Origin of the sequence: Persicobacter psychrovividus (genome assembly GCF_036492425.1) — a bacterium.
Taxonomy (GTDB): domain Bacteria; phylum Bacteroidota; class Bacteroidia; order Cytophagales; family Cyclobacteriaceae; genus Persicobacter; species Persicobacter psychrovividus.
Window position 1 is genome coordinate 1,563,748 of record NZ_AP025292.1, and the last position, 17,435, is coordinate 1,581,182.

Below are 17,435 nucleotides of genomic sequence, written 5' to 3' on the forward strand. Positions count from 1 at the left end.
GCTTTTGAGAAGCGCAAATTTAGTAAAAAAAAACACCTCAAAGAATCTTGGAGGTGTTTTTTAATATTTTAATGAACCTGCTTATTTTTTTTCAGCCTGATAATCCATGGCTGCTTTTACGAAAGCCACGAAAATAGGCGAAGGATTGATTACCGTGGATTTAAGCTCTGGGTGGAATTGAGCCCCCACAAAGAAAGGATGATCCTGTACCTCAACCATCTCTACAAGGGTAGAGTCGGGGTTAATACCTGAGGCGATCATGCCGGCCTTTTCAAAATCCTTTTTGTATTTGTTGTTGAATTCCCAACGGTGACGGTGACGCTCGCGAACAACGGCTTTCTGGTAGATGTCCGCCGCTTTTGTTTCAGGGATGATCTCACAGGCATAAGCCCCAAGACGCATCGTTCCGCCAAGGTTTGAAAGATCCTGACCTTTCATCAAGTCAATGACTGGATATTTGGTATCTGGATTCATTTCTGTAGAAGAAGCATCTTTCCAGCCGAGTACGTTTCTTGCAAATTCTACTACGGCCATCTGCATTCCCAGACAAATACCAAAGAATGGGATTTTTTGCTCACGTACATATTGGATAGCAGTGATTTTCCCTGCGATACCTCTTTCCCCAAAACCTGGAGCAACCAATACACCTGCAGAGTCGCCCAAAAGCTGATCTACATTATCCGCGTGAATGCTTTCTGCACTTACCCAGTTAAGTTTTACTTTGGCTTCATTTTCAGCACCTGCATGAATAAAGGATTCTACAATTGATTTGTAGGCATCATGTAGTTCGACATATTTACCGACCAAAGAGATTTTAACCTCTGAAGTTGGGTTTTTCAATCGGCCAAGGAAGTCTTTCCACAATTCAAGCTTAGGCTCGTTTTCATAGCTCAACTGCAATTTTTCAATCGCACGCTCATCCAGCTTTTCTTTTCTCATCAAAAGCGGAACATCGTAAATGGTTTCGGCATCCAAAGATTCGATCACATTTTTGTATTCCACATTACAGAACAAAGACAGCTTACGACGAACATCAGCAGGTAAAGAATGCTCTGAACGGCATACCAATACGTCAGGCTGAATACCCGCTTCAAGAAGTTGCTTTACAGAGTGCTGTGTCGGCTTGGTTTTCAACTCGCCCGCAGCCTTCAGGTAAGGGATCAATGTCAGGTGAATCACCATCGCATTGGTTGAACCCAATTCCAGTTTGGCTTGTCGAACGGCTTCAATGAAGGGCAGGGACTCAATATCACCTACACAACCACCAATTTCAGTAATGATGACATCATACTCGTTGGTTTCGCCTAATTTGTAGAAATTTTCTTTGATCTCGTTGGTGATATGAGGAATCACCTGAACGGTTTTTCCCAAATATTTACCCTCGCGCTCTTTGTTGATCACGTTGTGGTAAATACGACCCGTGGTAATATTGTTGGCCTGCGAGGTCTGGATATTCAGGAAGCGCTCATAGTGCCCCAAATCCAGATCCGTTTCCGCACCATCACCCGTTACGTAACACTCACCGTGCTCGTAAGGATTCAATGTTCCTGGATCAATATTGAGATAAGGGTCAAATTTTTGAATAGTGACAGACAACCCTCTTGCCTGTAATAATTTTGCCAATGAAGCGGCAATGATTCCTTTTCCCAAGGATGATGTTACTCCACCAGTAACAAAAATATACTTTGCTGAACCCATAAGATTTTAAACTCCTGCTTACTTTACTTACGGGATACAAAGGTAGTTTATCTTTTGTATTCTCCGCATTTAAGCGCATCTAATTTTACAGAATATTTCATCGCCAAGTTAGATTTAGTCAATCTTTATGGCTGACCGTATCTAATTAGTGAAATATTTTGTACATATATTACATTTTATTTACTTTAAATAAAGCTACTATAACGTCGAATTCTTGCGTTCATCCTTATGCTTGCTCACATCGAGGGCTTGGCACAACATTATGCAAATAAGTAGGTTATAGAAGTATCTGCATAATTAATTGTGGAGTTGACAATAATGTTTGAATGAATTAAGGGTAATTTTTCACATGGTAAATATGGGTGGTATGCGAGTAGCTTCTTTTTCGACCAAAGAAACCTTACACCGATGGCTTGCGGATCTGAAAGCTGAAGCAAAACGTCGTCGGGTGAAGTTAAAAGCGTGGCTTGACACGGACATACCTGCCGTATTGGTTGGTGACAAACGGCGGTTATATGTTTTGGTGCATGTGCTGTTGTCGGAACTGTTGGAAAATACCGAAGAGCAGGCCATAGAGTTGGAGTTGCGGCTGGAAAGCAAAAATGACGATCAGCTGGTGTTGCTTTTTGAGGTTCGCAGTGGCTGGGGTACTAAACTTGGGTGCAAGGCGGCGATGAGCGGTAAACTTTTGCCTTTGGTGGAAGAGCTGGGTGGTAAATTGCAGTTGGAAGCCGCCCCAGGCGATATTCAGTTGCAGCTCTCTGTGCCATTGTTGGAAGGCAAGGAAGAGGAACAATCTGCCCACAGCCAAAAGCAGAAGCCGAAATCATTGGCAGATTTTGAAGGGCGCTCCGTATTGCTTGTAGAGGATGATCCCGTTAATGTTTTTGTGTTTAAAAAATGGCTCCTGCGCTGGAATCTTAAAGTGGAAGTGGCGCAAAATGGCCTTGAAGCCTGGAGGAAGGTGAACGAACAGCCTTTTGATATTGTGCTATTGGATTTACACCTGCCAATAATGGATGGCTGGGCGTTTATGGAACGGCTGCGTGCCTGTGATCAGGAATATTTTAAGCAGTTACCCGTAATCGCGATTACCGCTTTTATTAACTGGGAAGATGGTATCAAGCCCGTTGCGGGCGTGAAGGCCATGGTGGTTAAACCTATTATGCCTAACGAGTTGGTGCTATATCTCAAAAAATACATCAACAGGGAGTCTGTTCCTTTTGATTTTACACAGTTAACGATTCCGTCGGTATCTTCAGCAGAAGAAAAAGGAATGCCTCCGCATGAGTTTTTGACGGTTGATCTGAAGCTGAATCGTTTTTTGTATCAGTATCAAAAAGCTTGTGACCATGACGACCTTGCGGGCAGAATTGAGGCGGTGGACAACGTCCGTACGCTTTTGTTGAACCTGAAGGCGGATGTGTTGATGGGGGTACTGACAGAACACGTTGGTGGCAGCATCATTGATCATATGGATAAGGTAAGAAGGGAAGTGCGTGCGCTGCTTTCAAGGCTTCAACCTACATCGACAGTGAATGCTATGGCACCACAAAACCGGAAAGAGCAACCCCGTCAAATCAATTAATTCAAATCAATGCCGAATGGTGGAGACAATGCCATTTGGTCTGCTGAAATAGCGCTTGCTGCAACATTAGGGTATCCTGTCATTTTTGTGCCCACAGTTCATCGGATTTATGAGATTAGCTTTAAGATGAAGTCTAACATACAGGCTTCTGAAAACATCTAATTGTGCCGTTAATAAAAGAAGCACTGATAATCATTGAGGATGCTCTCAAGCGTCCTTTTGATTTCATTCTTCTGAGGACAGTAAAAAATAGGGGTTATTTAAATGGATATCCTTATGGTTATTTCCTTCAGCTTGCTCCAAGTGAGCGACACTTTCAATAGAAAGGATTCAGTGTGCAAATTTATTCTTGGGCGGAAATATTATCCAATTATGGAGGATTTTATTCCCGTTGGCGGCACATAAAAAATGGCTGACGAGATGGATCAGAGAATGAAAAGAATGGTTCTCATTCGTTGATCGCAAGCCACCAGCCATAGATTAGTCAATTTGTTGCTGATGATTTTACACCAGCATCTGGTCAGGAAATTACCATTCGATAAGTGCAGAAGCCCAGGTGAAACCTGAACCAAAAGCAGCCAGACAAATCAAATCTCCCTCCTTAATTTTACCTTGCTCCCAAGCCTCACTCAATGCAATCGGGATAGAGGCCGCAGTGGTGTTTCCATATTTCATAATATTGTTAAACACTTTCTCCTGCGGTAATTTCATTTTCTGCTGAATATACTGACTGATGCGCAAATTGGCCTGATGCGGAACAAGCAGATCAATCGCCTCGATCGGTTTGTTGTTGGCCGTCAGTGCTTCCTGAATAACTTCCATAAAACGAACCACGGCATGCTTAAAGACCACATTGCCATTCATGTGTGGCCGGATGCTCATCGATTCAATCACTTCACGGGACAGTCGTTCCTCTGGTGGGCGGCTCGATCCTGGATCCTTGCCAAAAAGTTCCTCCGCATGGGTGCCGTCGGCGTGTAGATGCGTGGAAAGAATGCCTTTCGATTTTCCGTCTGATCTTGCCTGTAGAACTGCTGCCCCAGCGCCATCACCAAAAATCACCGATACACTTCGTCCGCGATCACTCATCTCCAGGGCAGAAGACTGAATCTCTGCACCGATCACCAACACCGTTTTGTACATCCCCGTTTTGATGAACTGATCAGCGACAGAGAGACCGTAAATAAAGCCGCTGCAGGCATTACGGAGGTCAATTGCGGGAATGGTTTTGTGGTGAAGCCCTAATTCACGTTGTAATAAAACCCCTGAACCTGGAAAAAAATAATCCGGCGTGATGGTGGCAAATACGATCATGTCCACCTCGTCAATGGCTACGCCAGCACGCGACAAAGCTATTTTACTGGCCTTGGTCGCCATATTTGAACAGGTGTCTTTTTCAGGATCAAAAAAGCGTCGCTCTTTAATTCCTGTTCTTTCTTGAATCCACTGGTCACTGGTGTCCATCATCGTTGCCAATTCTTCATTGGTAACAATACGCTCGGGAACATGGTGGCCAACACCTATAATTTTAGAAAAGGTCATGCTGTTGTTCGTTTATGTCTGAAAAAAAGTGGGGTAGATTCAATTTAAGGGATTAGAACATAAAGAACAATTGCCCGAAAATCAGCCCTATTTTCCATTTTTTTATTTTCTTAAATGAATTCGCGAAAATATTAAATGATCTGAATTTATTTTGATGATGTATGTGGTTATTCCTATTTTTTTATAGAAATGAAACTGAGCGTGGGTAAAGGGTTTAATTTTGTTTTTGAATGATTTATTAAAAAAGGTTAATAAATTGATAATTCGCTATTCTTTATGGAATTTGGCTTTTTATTGCCCCTTGCAGGGGATATTTACTTCGTGATTATTTTCAGATTAGGAGCGGGCTTAAAGCTTTCGTCGTGATGGGAATTTGCCGCATGATGGTAAGTTTTAAAAATGCTCAAAGACCTTTAACAAGAACAATCTATGATTTTGAATAGAAAGACTTCGGTATGGCTGTTGGTGATGTTGCTCTTTGTGAGCGGAAAAACGTTGGCACAAGGCACAGACATCGATGTCAAAATCAAAAATTTTAGTGCCCCAGAAATCTACCTCGGTTATTATTTCGGCGATAAAGAATACGTGCGTGATACGGCAAAATTGCTGAGCGACCAAAATGGGGCAGGGCATTATCATTTTAAAAGTGAAGAGGAGCTGAATCCTGGAATTTATTTTGTGGTAAAACCAGGGAGCAAGTTGTATTTTCAGTTTGTTCCTGATGAAAAACCCTTTTCATTGACCACCGATACCCTCGATATTATGGGAAATTTAAAAGTGACTGGTTCACCGAAAAATGCCCTGTTTCTTGGTTATCAGCAATTCATTACTGAGCAGAATGGGGTAGCGCAGGCTATTCAGCAGGAAATGGCTGCTGTTCCCAAAGAGCAGACCGAGGTGATGGAGGAATTACGGAGCAAGCTACAGGAGATGGACAAAAAGGTGAAAGCAAAGCAATTTGAGGTTTTGCAGCAACACCCAAATTCTATGGCAGCAAAGGTGATAAAATCTACCAAAAGACCAGAAATTCCTGCTTCCATAACCGACCGATTCGGTAAATTACTCTATTATAGAACGCACTTTTGGGATAATTTTGATTTGAGTGATCCTGCATTGCTTCGGACGCAGTTTTATAACAACAAGGTGGAGGAGTATATGGAGAAATTGACTTATCCGCACCCTGACTCCCTATATCAGTCGGCATCGCGCCTGATTGAGCTGGCCAAGGGCAATGAAGAAACTTTCCGCTATATGGTGGTCAGTCAGACCAACTTCTTTGAAAAAGGAACGCGCCTGGGCTCTGAAAATGTATTCGTGAAACTGGCCAAAAAATATTACCTCTCGGGGCAGGCGACCTGGACAGACGAGGAGACGATCAGCAAGGTGAAGGAGCGTGTCGAGCAACTGGAGCCAAATTTATTGTATAAAAAAGCTGCACCAATCGAATTGCGAGATCCCGAAGGGAATGAGCTGAGTCTTGATGAGCACAATGCACCTTATACTGTCCTGTTTTTCTACGACCCTGATTGCGGGCACTGCAAAAAGGAAACACCGATAGCCCTGGACGCTTTTCATGAGTTAAGAGATCAGGGGATTGAATTCTGGGGGATCACCACGGTTACGGACACTGAAAAATGGCATCAGTTTATTGAAGAACGTGGCCTGGACTGGATTAATGGGGAAGACCCTTACGTACAGTCGAATTTTAGATATGATTATGATATCCGTACCACGCCAATGATTTATGTGCTGGACAAGGATAAAAAAATTATCGCCAAGAAGATCGCTGCTGAAAATATTGTGAAGTTTATTCAAATGTATCAGAAGAATAATCCTTAATTTTCAACTTCTTGATTGATGGATTAACCTCCCCTGAATATGATTTATTTTAGGGGAGGTTTTTTTGTGTTTTCTTAGCGCATTAGCGGATTATCCTTAATTTTGCGCATTGTACTCAACTGTACAATTTATTTTATGGAAGAACTAATATTGAAACTCCTGAAATTTGGGGCTGTGGGCTTTTCAGGATTGTTTATTGATTTTGGAATCACTTATATCACGAAGGAAAAACTCAAATGGCATAAGTATTTGGCGAACAGTTTGGGCTTTATCTTTGCAGCATCAAACAACTTTGTATGGAACCGACTTTGGACATTTCAGTCACACGACCCGAAAGTCCTTATGCAGTACTCTCAATTTATTGGGGTTTCCCTGATCGGTTTAATCTTGAATAATTTCATTATTTATATATTCAATGACCGCCTGAAAGTGAATTTTTATATCTCAAAAGTAATTGCGGTAGGTTTTGTGACGGTTTGGAATTTCTTTGTCAATTATTATTTCACCTTCTCGACAAATATTTAATTAATGCTGACCAAGTTTAAAGAAAATGATCAAAGTCGCCTGGTATGGCTTTTGGTGATATTATGGGTGGTTGTTAATTTAGTACAATCGGCAAGTGTGGGGGCGCATGAAGATGAAGCCTATTATTGGATGTGGTCGCGCTTCCTTGATTGGGGGTATTTTGATCACCCGCCAATGGTTGCGGTGATGATTGATGCTGGCCGGTACCTTTTCTCAGGGACGCTCGGTATGCGTTTTTTTACCGCTCTGCTGAGTGGGGTTTCGCTGTGGCTGATGTGGGATTTGGTGAAGGAGTATAAGATCAGTGCGAAAGCATTTTTTTTGTTGGCCTTGTCGATTCCACTGATTCAAATCTATGGGTTTGTAACCACACCCGACGTTCCATTATTCTTTTTTGGCGTACTGTACTTTCATGCCCTCAAGCGGTATTATGCCAACGATAATATAAAAAACAGCGTGCTGCTGGCATTGGTAATCGCATTGATGTTTTACAGTAAGTATCATGCGGTATTGTTTGTGTTTTTCAGTTTGTTATCCAATTTAAAATTACTGAAGAAACCAAGTTTTTGGGCAACGGCAGTGCTTGCGGTCGTCTTTTTGTTACCACATATTATTTGGCAGTTTAGTCACGATTTCCCCTCTATTCAATACCATTTGTTTGATCGGTCCAAGCGACCATATCGCCTGGACTATACCACCATGTATGTGCTTAATCAGTGGATTGTACTGGGACCATTAACGGCCTTTTTTGTTTTTAAAGGAATCAGTAAAATGACTTTTAAAAGCTATTTTGATAAAGCGCTTTTATTTAACCTTGTCGGAATTATAATCTTCTTTTTCCTTTCTTCATTTAAAGGATGGGTAGAACCACACTGGACCTTAATCGCCAGTATTCCATTGGTGATTTTGGGCGCAAGGGGTTTGTCGAATTTATCGGAAAAGTTATATCAGTGGTTTGAAAGACTTGCCATTACTACCATTGTTTTGTTGGGGCTTGCACGAATCATTATTGCGGTGCCAGGGCCTTGGAGTACCATTCCAGCACTGAAAATGTTTTACCCAAGAACGCAGTGGGCAGCGACGATCAAAGAAGCTGCTCAAGGGCGGCCTGTGCTTTTTATGAATGGCTTTCAGGCGCCCTCAAAATATGGATTTTACAGTGATGGCGCTCCAGTGGCCTGTCTTACACAGGTGGAATACCGCAAGCATCAATATGATTTGTGGCCCAACCTCGATAGCCTTCAGGGGCGTTCGGTATTACTCGTGGGCTGGAAAGGTCAGCTGAAAAATATGAAGCATTTCGATACCGATTTTGGTACGCTGGATCTCGGTGTGATTGATGACTTCCAGTCGTTGGGGAAAATCCATACACAAATTCTCAATCCGAAGAAATCATATAAGCCCAATGAGGTTGTGAACTTTGAGGTTTTGTTGAGCAATAATTTTAATCGGGCGGTTCAATTCCATCAGGATACCAATGGCGATGAGCCTGCGCTGGCAGCGACCATCTGGAAAGATGGGGAGGTGTATAATAAGAATTTTGAAAAGACACCCCTTCAGAAATTGAACTGGCAGGTAACCGAGCAAACGGAGCAACAGGTTACCGTAAAAATGCCTTCAGAAGTGGGGAAATATAAATTGATGATCTCCACGGTGCAAGCGCCTTTTAACCGTCGGATTAACGGACGGTCAATCGATTTTGAAATCAAATAGAAGTGGCATCAGCCATTTGATAAAATATAGATTATGAAACTTTTACAGCCCTTTGGTGTGGCATTGGCCGCTTTTTGTATGGGGGGAACCCCTGCAATGGCTCAGCACATCAGTCAAAAAAGCTTTGACCAGACGATCAACAGCCCACATGATGATCGTTCCCCTGTGTTGTCGCAGGATGGTAAAACATTATTTTTCGTTCGTGCTTCCGACCCTCAGAATGTTGGTGGAAAGAAGGACCATGGTGATATTTGGACTGCCAAACATCAGCAAAATGGCAGTTGGAGTGCGCCTGCTCCTTTGAGTGGAGCGGTGAACAATGATCAGGTCAATGAGATTCTTGGTCTTTCTGCGGATGGAAAAACGATGTTCGTTAATGATGCCTATCGCCAGGATGGAAGAACGGGCATTGCGGTGAGCCAGCTGAAGAATGGCCAGTGGGGTAAACCTGAAGCAGTGAAATTGCCTTATTTCAAAAATGCTTCGACCATGATTTCAGGCTGCCTGTCGGAAGATGGACGGGTTTTGATTTTGTCGATGGACTCCTTCAACAGTCGTGGGGCAGAAGATTTGTATGTCCTTTTTAAAGGGAAAAATGGTTTTGGAGACCCCAAAAACCTTGGCTCTACCATTAATAGCCGCTTTCAGGAAATCACCCCTTATCTCGCTTCAGATAATAAAACATTATATTTCGCCTCCAACGGACATGGTGGAGCGGGGAGTTTTGATCTGTTCAAAGCGGAACGCCTTGACGATTCCTTTTCAAATTGGTCGGCACCAGAAAATCTTGGTACGGATTTCAATACCAATGGAAAAGAGAGCGGTTTTCAGTTAATCACAGGTGGGAAGCAGGCGCTATATGTTTCCACACAGGACTCCAATGGTTATGGCGATATCAAGGTGTTTACTTTTCCAGAGCCTCAGCAGCTTGCTGAAAAGCAGGAAATCAAAGTGGAGGAAAATACCATTACGGAGGCTCCTTTGGCAGCGCCAATCGCTAAAAAACCTTCGGTGGATACCCTGCAAAGCGGTCGTCGTTATTTGCAGATTTGGGTGGTGGACGCCCAAACCAATGACTTCCTGAAGGAAGGAGTGGAGCTTCAGGCTGTTTTTGCGGACTCTACCGCAGTTATCCCGATGGACTTTGGACAGGGATCGGTTCCATTGCCAAACGCACAAAAGCTGAAAGAGTGGAAGGTGAAAGCCAAGGGCTATTGGGGCGAAGAGCGGGAAATTAATCTGCCCGTTACTGAACTTGCCGAAGCTTACCGCTTTAAACTTGAACCGCTGAAAGTGGGGGCTAATATCCGCCTGAGTAATATTCTCTTTAAAAGAGGAACAGCAGAGCGATTGGTGGCAGGTGATCAGGAGCTGAATAAAGTGGTGGCGTTTTTGAAAGAAAACCCATCGATGGTGATTGAAGTTTCTGGTCATACCGACAACCGTGGGAATTCAGACGCCAACCGCAAGCTCTCTCTTAGTAGAGCGGAGAATGTCCGTGATTACCTGATTGAACAAGGCATTAAAAAGAACAGGGTGAAGGCTAAAGGTTATGGCAGTACCAAACCAATAGCCTCGAACCTTAAAGAGGCCACCCGAAAATTGAATCGCCGTGTAGAATTTACCATTCTTTCAGAATAACTATGAAACGCTCCAAGCTTATTTTTATCATTATCGCCGTCCTGTTTTTTATTGGATTGGCATGGGTGTGTTATGATATTTCATCCCAAACCACCTGGCCAGGCTCCAAAGGGCAATTGAAGGAACGTATCAAAAAACAACTTGACGAATGATGGATCGGGTTTCAAAAGTTTTTTATCAGTGGATGGAGCAAGAATTGTTGTTCCGCCCTGAACAGTTACACCTGACAGAAGCCCTGTTGCGGAAATGGAAGGTCTATGATCAGCTTGAAGCGATTTATCTTGAACTCGGTGGGCAGTCTAAGCGGATTTTTATCCCTAAAAACATTACGGTGTGGACCGCCAACCGACGAGCGGTACTGATTGACAGCCCGCTGGATTATAACCGGTATCGTCTGCAAACTTTTCGTGCAGACTGGTATGCGGAAAAAATGCCAGAAATGGATGTGAAGGCGCTGGGGCGTTTTTGTAGAAATAAAGAAAAAGAATGCCTGAAGATGGGGATTGGTCCAAACTTATGGACCAGTAAGGTTGCCGAGGATTATTTCGGGAAGCCCGAGGCCCCTGGCGATTTCTTTGAAAATGGTGCTCCAGCCTGGCGGTTGCGTGCCTGGAATTCCCTGATGACCGATGTGGCTTGTCATGGTTTTTTCTACAACTTGCAACGGGTGAGCATCTACAAAACCATTATGCACCAGGGGAAATTACGGCCTTTGCAGGAGCTGCTTCTTGCGGGCAAGCCCGAAGATGCGGAGAAAGTAGGTAAGATTGTCCTTGCAGGCTGGAAATAAATGATTTGTCTGGTGGCAGTAATGGCCATAAAAAAATCCTCACCATCTTGATGATCGTGAGGATTTTTTTTAAGAAAACAAACCGAAGAGCTCTCTGTCGATGGCTTCTGTAATTGTGGCGAAGTCTTCCGCTACATGTTCAAAATCCATTTCATTGACATCGAATATCAAGACTTTTGATCCAGTAATTTGACTGATCCATGCTTCGTAATGATGATTCAGGTCTTCGAGGTATTTTATGGGAATCGTTTGCTCATAATCTCGGCCCCTTTTCTGAATCTGTTTTACCAGCTTGGGCGTGTTGGCCCGAAGGTAGATGATCAGGTCAGGGGAGCTGATAAAATTTTTCATGTGACCATACAAGGCTAAATAATTGTCCCAGTCACGGTCGCTCAGTACGTTGGTGTCTTTGAGGTTTTTGGCGAAAATATTTACACCTTCATCAATGGTACGATCCTGCACAGTGGTTTCCTCGCGCTCTTTAATGCCGACGGCTTGCTTGAATCGGCTTTTTAGAAAGTACAATTCAAGGTGAAAAGCCCATCGGGGCATGTCCTCATAAAAATCACTCAAATAGGGGTTGTCAGCAACAGATTCAAATTCAGCAACCCAACCATAATGCTGCGCCAACTTGGTCGATAGCGTGGTTTTTCCCGATCCTATATTTCCAGTAACTGCAATGTGCATCTTAAGAGAATAGACCGTTAAGTTCAATATCTATTTTATCAACAATAGTGGCGAAATCCTCCACACGGTTCTCGTAATCCATATTGTTTACATCAATAACCAACAGTCTGCCATCTTTGTAATTGTCGATCCACGAGTTGTAATAAGTGTTCAGCGACTGCAAATAATCGATTCTGATCGAGCTTTCGTAATCTCGCCCTCTGCGTGTAATCTGATCTACCAGCTTAGGGATATCCGCCTTCAGGTAAATGAGCAGGTCAGGGGCCTGAATGTAGCGGGTCATGGCTTTAAAAAGATCCATGTAATTTTCATAATCGCGGTCGCTTAAATTTCCCCCTTCATGCAGGCTGCGGGCAAAGATAAACGCATCTTCATAAATCGTGCGATCCTGAATAATGGAATCTTTTCCCTGGCGGATATCGAGAATTTGCTCGTACCTTTTACTCAAAAAATACACCTGCAAATGAAAAGACCATTTAGGCATGTCGGCATAAAAGTCACTCAAATAAGGGTTGTCGTCAACGGATTCGAACTGCGGAATCCATTGGTAATGTTTAGCGAGTTTTTTTGTAAGGGTGGTCTTTCCTGAACCTATATTTCCTGCAATTGCAATGTGCATTTTTTTGCCGTTTTGAATACGAATAAATTTTTCGGTCACAATAATAAGGGAATCAAAGAGGATAAAAAAGATGGATTTTTAATCCTTTTTTTCTATGTAAACTCAATCGTCGTATTCTTCGAAAAGGAATATGTCATAGGCGCTCTTTAACTCTTTGAAACTGTGTTGGTCATGGACTTTTTGAGCCACTTCCATTCCTTTTTCGTAAACTGCTTTGGCGTCGTCAATTTTTTCCATTTTTACCCATAATTTCGCCAAATGATAATAGGTAGCCACATAATCTGGGTGGTTTTTAAGCAGATGCACAAAGTGCTCTTCAGCCAGTGCCAAATCTGTTTTTTGGTATTCAAGCGCAAGGCTGTACCAAAGGAAAGGGTCGTTGGGTTCTTCTTGCTTGAATGCAAGTAATTGCTGTATGCGATCGAAACTCATTGGATGTTTTTAGTGTTTGTTTGAAAAATTTTTAATAAATTATACTAAGCGTAGGGTTGAGTGTAAAATCACACGAAAAAAAGCGTTGTAATTTGCAATCGTTATGTATGAATTTGCGTTCCTTATTATTGGTAAGAAAATTCTTGTTTTTACACAATTCCTTTCGCTACCATTAAACTTTAACCCATAAAATCAACCCGAATTTATGAAAATCCTTGTATGTATCACACATGTTCCTGACACGACGGCAAAGATTGCTTTTACTGACAGCAATACCAAATTTGATGAGTCAGGAGTTCAGTTCATCATCGGACCTTATGATGATTATGCGCTTGCAAGAGCAGTAGAGTTGAAAGCAGCACACAATGGAACCGTAACGGTACTGAATGTTGGTCTTGCCAATACGGAACCCACTATACGGAAAGCATTGGCGATCGGCGCTGACGATGCCATCCGTGTAAATGCAGCGCCTACCGATTCCTTTTTTGTGGCTTCGCAAATTGCTGCGGTAGCCAAAGATGGAAATTATGATTTAATCTTGATGGGCCGGGAGTCCATTGATTTTAACAGTGGCGTTGTTCACGCGCTTGTTGGCGAGTTGCTTGGACTGGTGAGTGTTTCCCCTGTTATGAAACTGGAGGTAAAAGACGGTGTGGCGATTATGGATCGTGAAATCGAAGGAGGTAAACAATCGGTTGAGATTCCATTGCCGTTTGTGGCAGGTTGTCAGGAGCCAATTGCAGAATGGAAAATCCCGAATATGCGTGGCATCATGACTGCCCGCACAAAACCTTTGCAGGTAGTAGAGCCTGTGGGTGCTGAGGAACAGGTAAAGCTTGATCAGTACAGCTTGCCTGAAGCAAAAGGAGCGGTGAAAATTGTGCAGCAGGATCAGATTGATGATTTGGTAAAAATGCTGCAAAACGAAGCCAAAGTACTTTAATTTTTCTACCTAAAACAAAGACCTCAACCAATGTCTATATTAGTATTTATTGAAACAGATAACGGCAACGTAAAGAAAAGTTCTTTGGAAGCCGTAAGTTATGCCCACGCGATTGCCGCTCAGAATCAGGGAACCGTAACAGCCCTTGTACTGGGGAAAGTGGAGGAATCTCAGCTCGGTGCACTCGGAATGGCAGGAGCATCAAAAATCTTACATGCTGATGATACCGCTCTGGATACGCCTTCGATTATGGCATACGCCTCTGCGACGGCCAAAATTTTCAACGATACCAACAGTGATCTCTTGATTTTGGCACAATCGGCGCTTGCAACACCTGCAGGGGCCCGTACAGCGGTAAAAGTTGGCGCTGCGATGGTTTCCAATGTAATTGAAGTGCCTGAGGTGTCTGGCGATAGTTTCAAGGTGAAGCGCGGTATTTTTACGGGTAAAGCTTTTGAAACACTGACGGTTACAGCGCCGAAGAAGGTGCTTGTAGTTAAGAAGAATGCTGTTGAAATGAAAACCGATGGCGGTGATGCTACGGTTGAAAAAGTGTCGGTGGATATTTCCGAAGGAGATTTCAAACTTAAAGTTCTCGAAACACACAAACAGGAGGGTGATGTGCTTTTGCCTGAAGCTGAGATTGTTGTTAGTGGTGGCCGTGGACTGAAAGGCCCAGAGAATTGGGGAATTATTGAAGAGCTTGCAGGAACTCTCGGCGCAGCAACAGGTTGCTCGAAACCCGTTTCCGACATGGATTGGCGCCCACATCATGAGCATGTTGGACAAACTGGGATAAAAGTAAGTCCTAATTTGTACATTGCTGTTGGTATTTCGGGTGCAATTCAGCATCTTGCAGGGGTAAACTCATCAAAATGTATTGTTGTGATCAACAAAGACCCTGAAGCGCCTTTCTTTAAAGCTGCCGATTACGGTGTTGTTGGTGACGCATTTGAAGTACTGCCGAAGCTTACTGAAGCAATTAAGGCGGTGAAAAGCTAAATATCTGTGGATAAAATCAAACTCGACATTTTAGGCCTCTCTTCCAGTCAATCACAATCAGGCTCTTTTGCCTTGGTATTGGGGGAGCATCATGGAAATCGACGACTGCCCATCATTATTGGTATGTTTGAGGCGCAGGCAATTGCGATTGAAATTGAAAAGATCGTTCCTAATCGTCCCATGACACACGACTTGTTCAAATCAATAGGTAACGCATTTAACTTTACGGTAGAAGAAATTATTATTTCTGAATTACGTGAAGGTGTTTTCTTTGCCAAGATTGTTTGTAACGATGGCTTGAAGAATGAAGAGATTGATGCACGGCCATCAGATGCCATCGCCATAGGTCTGCGTTTTAATGCACCGATTTATACCAATGAAACCATCCTTAAGGAAGCAGGAATTATTCTGACAGACGAAGAGGAGGAGGGCAGTGAGGCCGCTTCGGCAGCCGAGGATACTGCGGCCCCTTCAGAAGTGAAATCGGAACAGCCTGTTGAAGCTCCAAAACAGGAAGCTTCGCCATCATCGCCGTCCTCTGAGAGCCATAATCCTTTAAAAGCTTATTCGCTTTCAAAACTGAACGACCTGCTTGATAAAGCAATTCGGGATGAGGATTATGAAAAAGCTGCAGAGATTCGTGATGAAATTAATAAGCGAGAATAATTTACATTAGATTTTGATAAAAAAAGCCTACTAAATATATAGTAGGCTTTTTTTGTGCCTTGAATTCGGCTAAATTGCGAATCAATTTAAATTAGGGTTAATGGAAATAGTACGTGGACTAATAGGGGTATTAGTTATTCTCGCAGTGGCTTTCGCCTTTTCAAACAACAAGAAGGCGGTCAATTGGAGATTAGTAGGGTCGGGGATCCTGTTGCAGTTGGTCATCGGTTTATTAATTACAAAGGTACCAATGGTGGCCCATGGCTTCCAGACGGTCAGTAAAGGTTTTGTAATATTCTTAGGATTTACAGAAAAAGGCTCGGCCTTCCTGTTTGGTCCATTGGTGAATGTTGATACGATGGGCTTTGTTTTCGTATTCCAGGTACTTCCAACGATCATATTTTTCTCGGCAGTTACCACAGGACTCTATTATTTAGGCATTCTGCAAAAAGTGGTTTGGGTGCTCGCATGGGTGATGAAAAAAACCATGGGATTGTCTGGAGCAGAGAGTTTGTCGGTTGCAGGGAATATCTTCCTTGGGCAAACGGAGGCCCCACTGTTAGTGAAGCCTTTCATTAAAAACATGACCAAATCTGAGTTGATGTGTTTGATGACTGGAGGAATGGCGACCATTGCTGGTGGTGTATTGGCGGGTTACGTGAAATTTCTCGGTGGTTCGGATCCTGTGGAACAGGCAAAATTCGCCTCTTACTTATTGTCGGCCTCGGTGATGAATGCACCTGCCGCAGTAGTGATGTCGAAGGTGCTTTTTCCTGAAGTGAACCCTGATCAGATTGATAAAGAATTGAAAGTAAACCCTGAATCAGTAGGGGTAAATATTATTGATGCCGTTTCCCGAGGAACCTCTGACGGTTTAGGGTTGGCTATGAATGTTGGGGCAATGTTATTGTCCTTTATTGCGATTATCGCTGCGGTGAATTATATGTTCTCAGACATGATCGGGCAGTGGGTTAGCTGGAATGGAGAAACCCTTAATCAGTTGATTCAGCACTCAACAGGTGGTACTTTCGATGGTTTGAGCCTTGAGTACATGTTCGGACAGGTGTTCCGTGTATTTGCCTACGTTATGGGCGTAAGCTGGCATGAGTCGCTGGTGGTAGGTTCGTTACTGGGACAGAAAACGGCCATTAATGAATTTGTGGCCTATAACTCCCTTTCTCATTTAAAGGAGGCAGGGGAAATGTCAGCCAAGGCAATTTTGATTTCCACCTATGCACTTTGTGGTTTTTCAAACTTCTCTTCTATCGCTATTCAGGTAGGGGGTATTGGTGCTTTGGCACCATCACAGAAAGAGAACCTTTCAAAATTAGGCCTGAGGGCTTTATTAGCCGCATCCCTGGCTTGTTTATTGACAGGAACCATGGCGGGATTGATCATTTGATGATTCTAAAAATATAAATTTAAAGGGCTGATTTCTTAATGGAAATCAGCCCTTTTTTTATATCTGGCAGTCGCCCTACGGAAGGTTATTGTTCTTCTTCCTCTTCGTTCAGTTTTTCGATGGCTTTATTGAGTTGGCCTTCTGCACCTCGGAGTTTTCCTTTACAAAATTTCAGAAGCCCAGCAGCTTCTTCCACCATCCCTGCGAGCTCATCTACTTCGGGATTTTCATTTTCCATTTTGTGAACAATGCCTTCAAGCTTCTCCAAGGCTGTTTTGTAATTCAATTCTTCCATAGTTTATATTCTGTTTTTTTTAGCGTTTTTGGGTGCTTCAGCTCATTGCCTTA

At 43.1% G+C, this 17,435-nt stretch carries 17 protein-coding genes; 11 read left to right on the forward strand and 6 right to left on the reverse strand.

The features are described from left to right. Positions 1-81: 81 nt before the first annotated feature. The gene (locus tag AABK40_RS06830) at positions 82-1,698 is read right to left on the reverse strand and encodes a CTP synthase (RefSeq protein ID WP_338398030.1); all 1,617 of its coding nucleotides are present in this window, start codon (positions 1,696-1,698) and stop codon (positions 82-84) included. Between the two features lie 367 nt (positions 1,699-2,065). Here AABK40_RS06830 and AABK40_RS06835 point away from each other — a divergent pair, with 367 nt between their 5' ends. After that, the gene (locus AABK40_RS06835; RefSeq protein WP_338398031.1) at positions 2,066-3,286 is read left to right on the forward strand and encodes a response regulator; all 1,221 of its coding nucleotides are present in this window, start codon (positions 2,066-2,068) and stop codon (positions 3,284-3,286) included. Between the two features lie 528 nt (positions 3,287-3,814). Here AABK40_RS06835 and AABK40_RS06840 read toward each other — a convergent pair. Beyond that, positions 3,815-4,828: a 3-oxoacyl-ACP synthase III family protein gene (locus tag AABK40_RS06840; protein WP_332921636.1), complete on the reverse strand. Its 1,014-nt coding sequence runs from the start codon at positions 4,826-4,828 to the stop codon at positions 3,815-3,817. A 429-nt stretch (positions 4,829-5,257) separates the two neighbouring features. On the opposite strand from AABK40_RS06840, the gene AABK40_RS06845 reads away from it, so the two are divergent. From AABK40_RS06845 to AABK40_RS06870, 6 genes are all read left to right on the forward strand, one after another. Then, a complete protein-coding gene (locus tag AABK40_RS06845; protein ID WP_338398032.1) occupies positions 5,258-6,667 on the forward strand; it encodes a DUF5106 domain-containing protein in 1,410 nt (469 codons plus the stop codon). Positions 6,668-6,802: 135 nt separating this feature from the next. Then, positions 6,803-7,192, forward strand: a complete 390-nt coding sequence (locus AABK40_RS06850; protein ID WP_332921638.1) for a GtrA family protein — start codon at positions 6,803-6,805, stop codon at positions 7,190-7,192. Between the two features lie 3 nt (positions 7,193-7,195). Beyond that, positions 7,196-8,905, forward strand: coding sequence for an ArnT family glycosyltransferase (locus tag AABK40_RS06855; RefSeq protein WP_338398033.1), 1,710 nt, complete (start codon positions 7,196-7,198; stop codon positions 8,903-8,905). A gap of 33 nt (positions 8,906-8,938) precedes the next feature. Further along, complete coding sequence (locus AABK40_RS06860; protein ID WP_338398034.1) at positions 8,939-10,546, forward strand: OmpA family protein; 1,608 nt, start codon at positions 8,939-8,941, stop codon at positions 10,544-10,546. Positions 10,547-10,548: 2 nt separating this feature from the next. Further along, complete coding sequence (locus AABK40_RS06865; protein ID WP_332921641.1) at positions 10,549-10,698, forward strand: hypothetical protein; 150 nt, start codon at positions 10,549-10,551, stop codon at positions 10,696-10,698. After that, positions 10,695-11,336 (forward strand): DUF7255 family protein, encoded by a 642-nt coding sequence (locus AABK40_RS06870; RefSeq protein ID WP_332921642.1) that lies wholly within the window; start codon positions 10,695-10,697, stop codon positions 11,334-11,336. The genes AABK40_RS06865 and AABK40_RS06870 overlap by 4 nt, the downstream gene beginning before the upstream one ends. A 69-nt stretch (positions 11,337-11,405) precedes the next feature. Here the strand turns inward: AABK40_RS06870 and AABK40_RS06875 are convergent, their stop codons facing one another. From AABK40_RS06875 to AABK40_RS06885, 3 genes are all read right to left on the reverse strand, one after another. Then, complete coding sequence (locus tag AABK40_RS06875) at positions 11,406-12,023, reverse strand: deoxynucleoside kinase (protein WP_332921643.1); 618 nt, start codon at positions 12,021-12,023, stop codon at positions 11,406-11,408. Position 12,024: 1 nt separating this feature from the next. Next, the gene (locus AABK40_RS06880; RefSeq protein WP_332921644.1) at positions 12,025-12,642 is read right to left on the reverse strand and encodes a deoxynucleoside kinase; all 618 of its coding nucleotides are present in this window, start codon (positions 12,640-12,642) and stop codon (positions 12,025-12,027) included. A gap of 102 nt (positions 12,643-12,744) precedes the next feature. After that, entirely contained in the window at positions 12,745-13,074 is a 330-nt protein-coding gene (locus tag AABK40_RS06885; protein ID WP_338398035.1) for a tetratricopeptide repeat protein, read from the reverse strand. Positions 13,075-13,279: 205 nt separating this feature from the next. On the opposite strand from AABK40_RS06885, the gene AABK40_RS06890 reads away from it, so the two are divergent. From AABK40_RS06890 to AABK40_RS06905, 4 genes are all read left to right on the forward strand, one after another. Then, a complete protein-coding gene (locus tag AABK40_RS06890) occupies positions 13,280-14,017 on the forward strand; it encodes an electron transfer flavoprotein subunit beta/FixA family protein (protein WP_332921646.1) in 738 nt (245 codons plus the stop codon). Positions 14,018-14,047: 30 nt separating this feature from the next. Beyond that, positions 14,048-15,019: an electron transfer flavoprotein subunit alpha/FixB family protein gene (locus AABK40_RS06895; RefSeq protein WP_332921647.1), complete on the forward strand. Its 972-nt coding sequence runs from the start codon at positions 14,048-14,050 to the stop codon at positions 15,017-15,019. A 6-nt stretch (positions 15,020-15,025) separates the two neighbouring features. After that, positions 15,026-15,685 (forward strand): bifunctional nuclease family protein, encoded by a 660-nt coding sequence (locus AABK40_RS06900; RefSeq protein ID WP_338398036.1) that lies wholly within the window; start codon positions 15,026-15,028, stop codon positions 15,683-15,685. Between the two features lie 100 nt (positions 15,686-15,785). Continuing rightward, complete coding sequence (locus AABK40_RS06905) at positions 15,786-17,087, forward strand: NupC/NupG family nucleoside CNT transporter (protein WP_332921649.1); 1,302 nt, start codon at positions 15,786-15,788, stop codon at positions 17,085-17,087. A gap of 85 nt (positions 17,088-17,172) precedes the next feature. On the opposite strand, the gene xseB is transcribed toward AABK40_RS06905, so the two are convergent. Beyond that, entirely contained in the window at positions 17,173-17,382 is a 210-nt protein-coding gene (gene xseB, locus AABK40_RS06910) for an exodeoxyribonuclease VII small subunit (RefSeq protein WP_338398037.1), read from the reverse strand. Positions 17,383-17,435 lie beyond the last annotated feature (53 nt).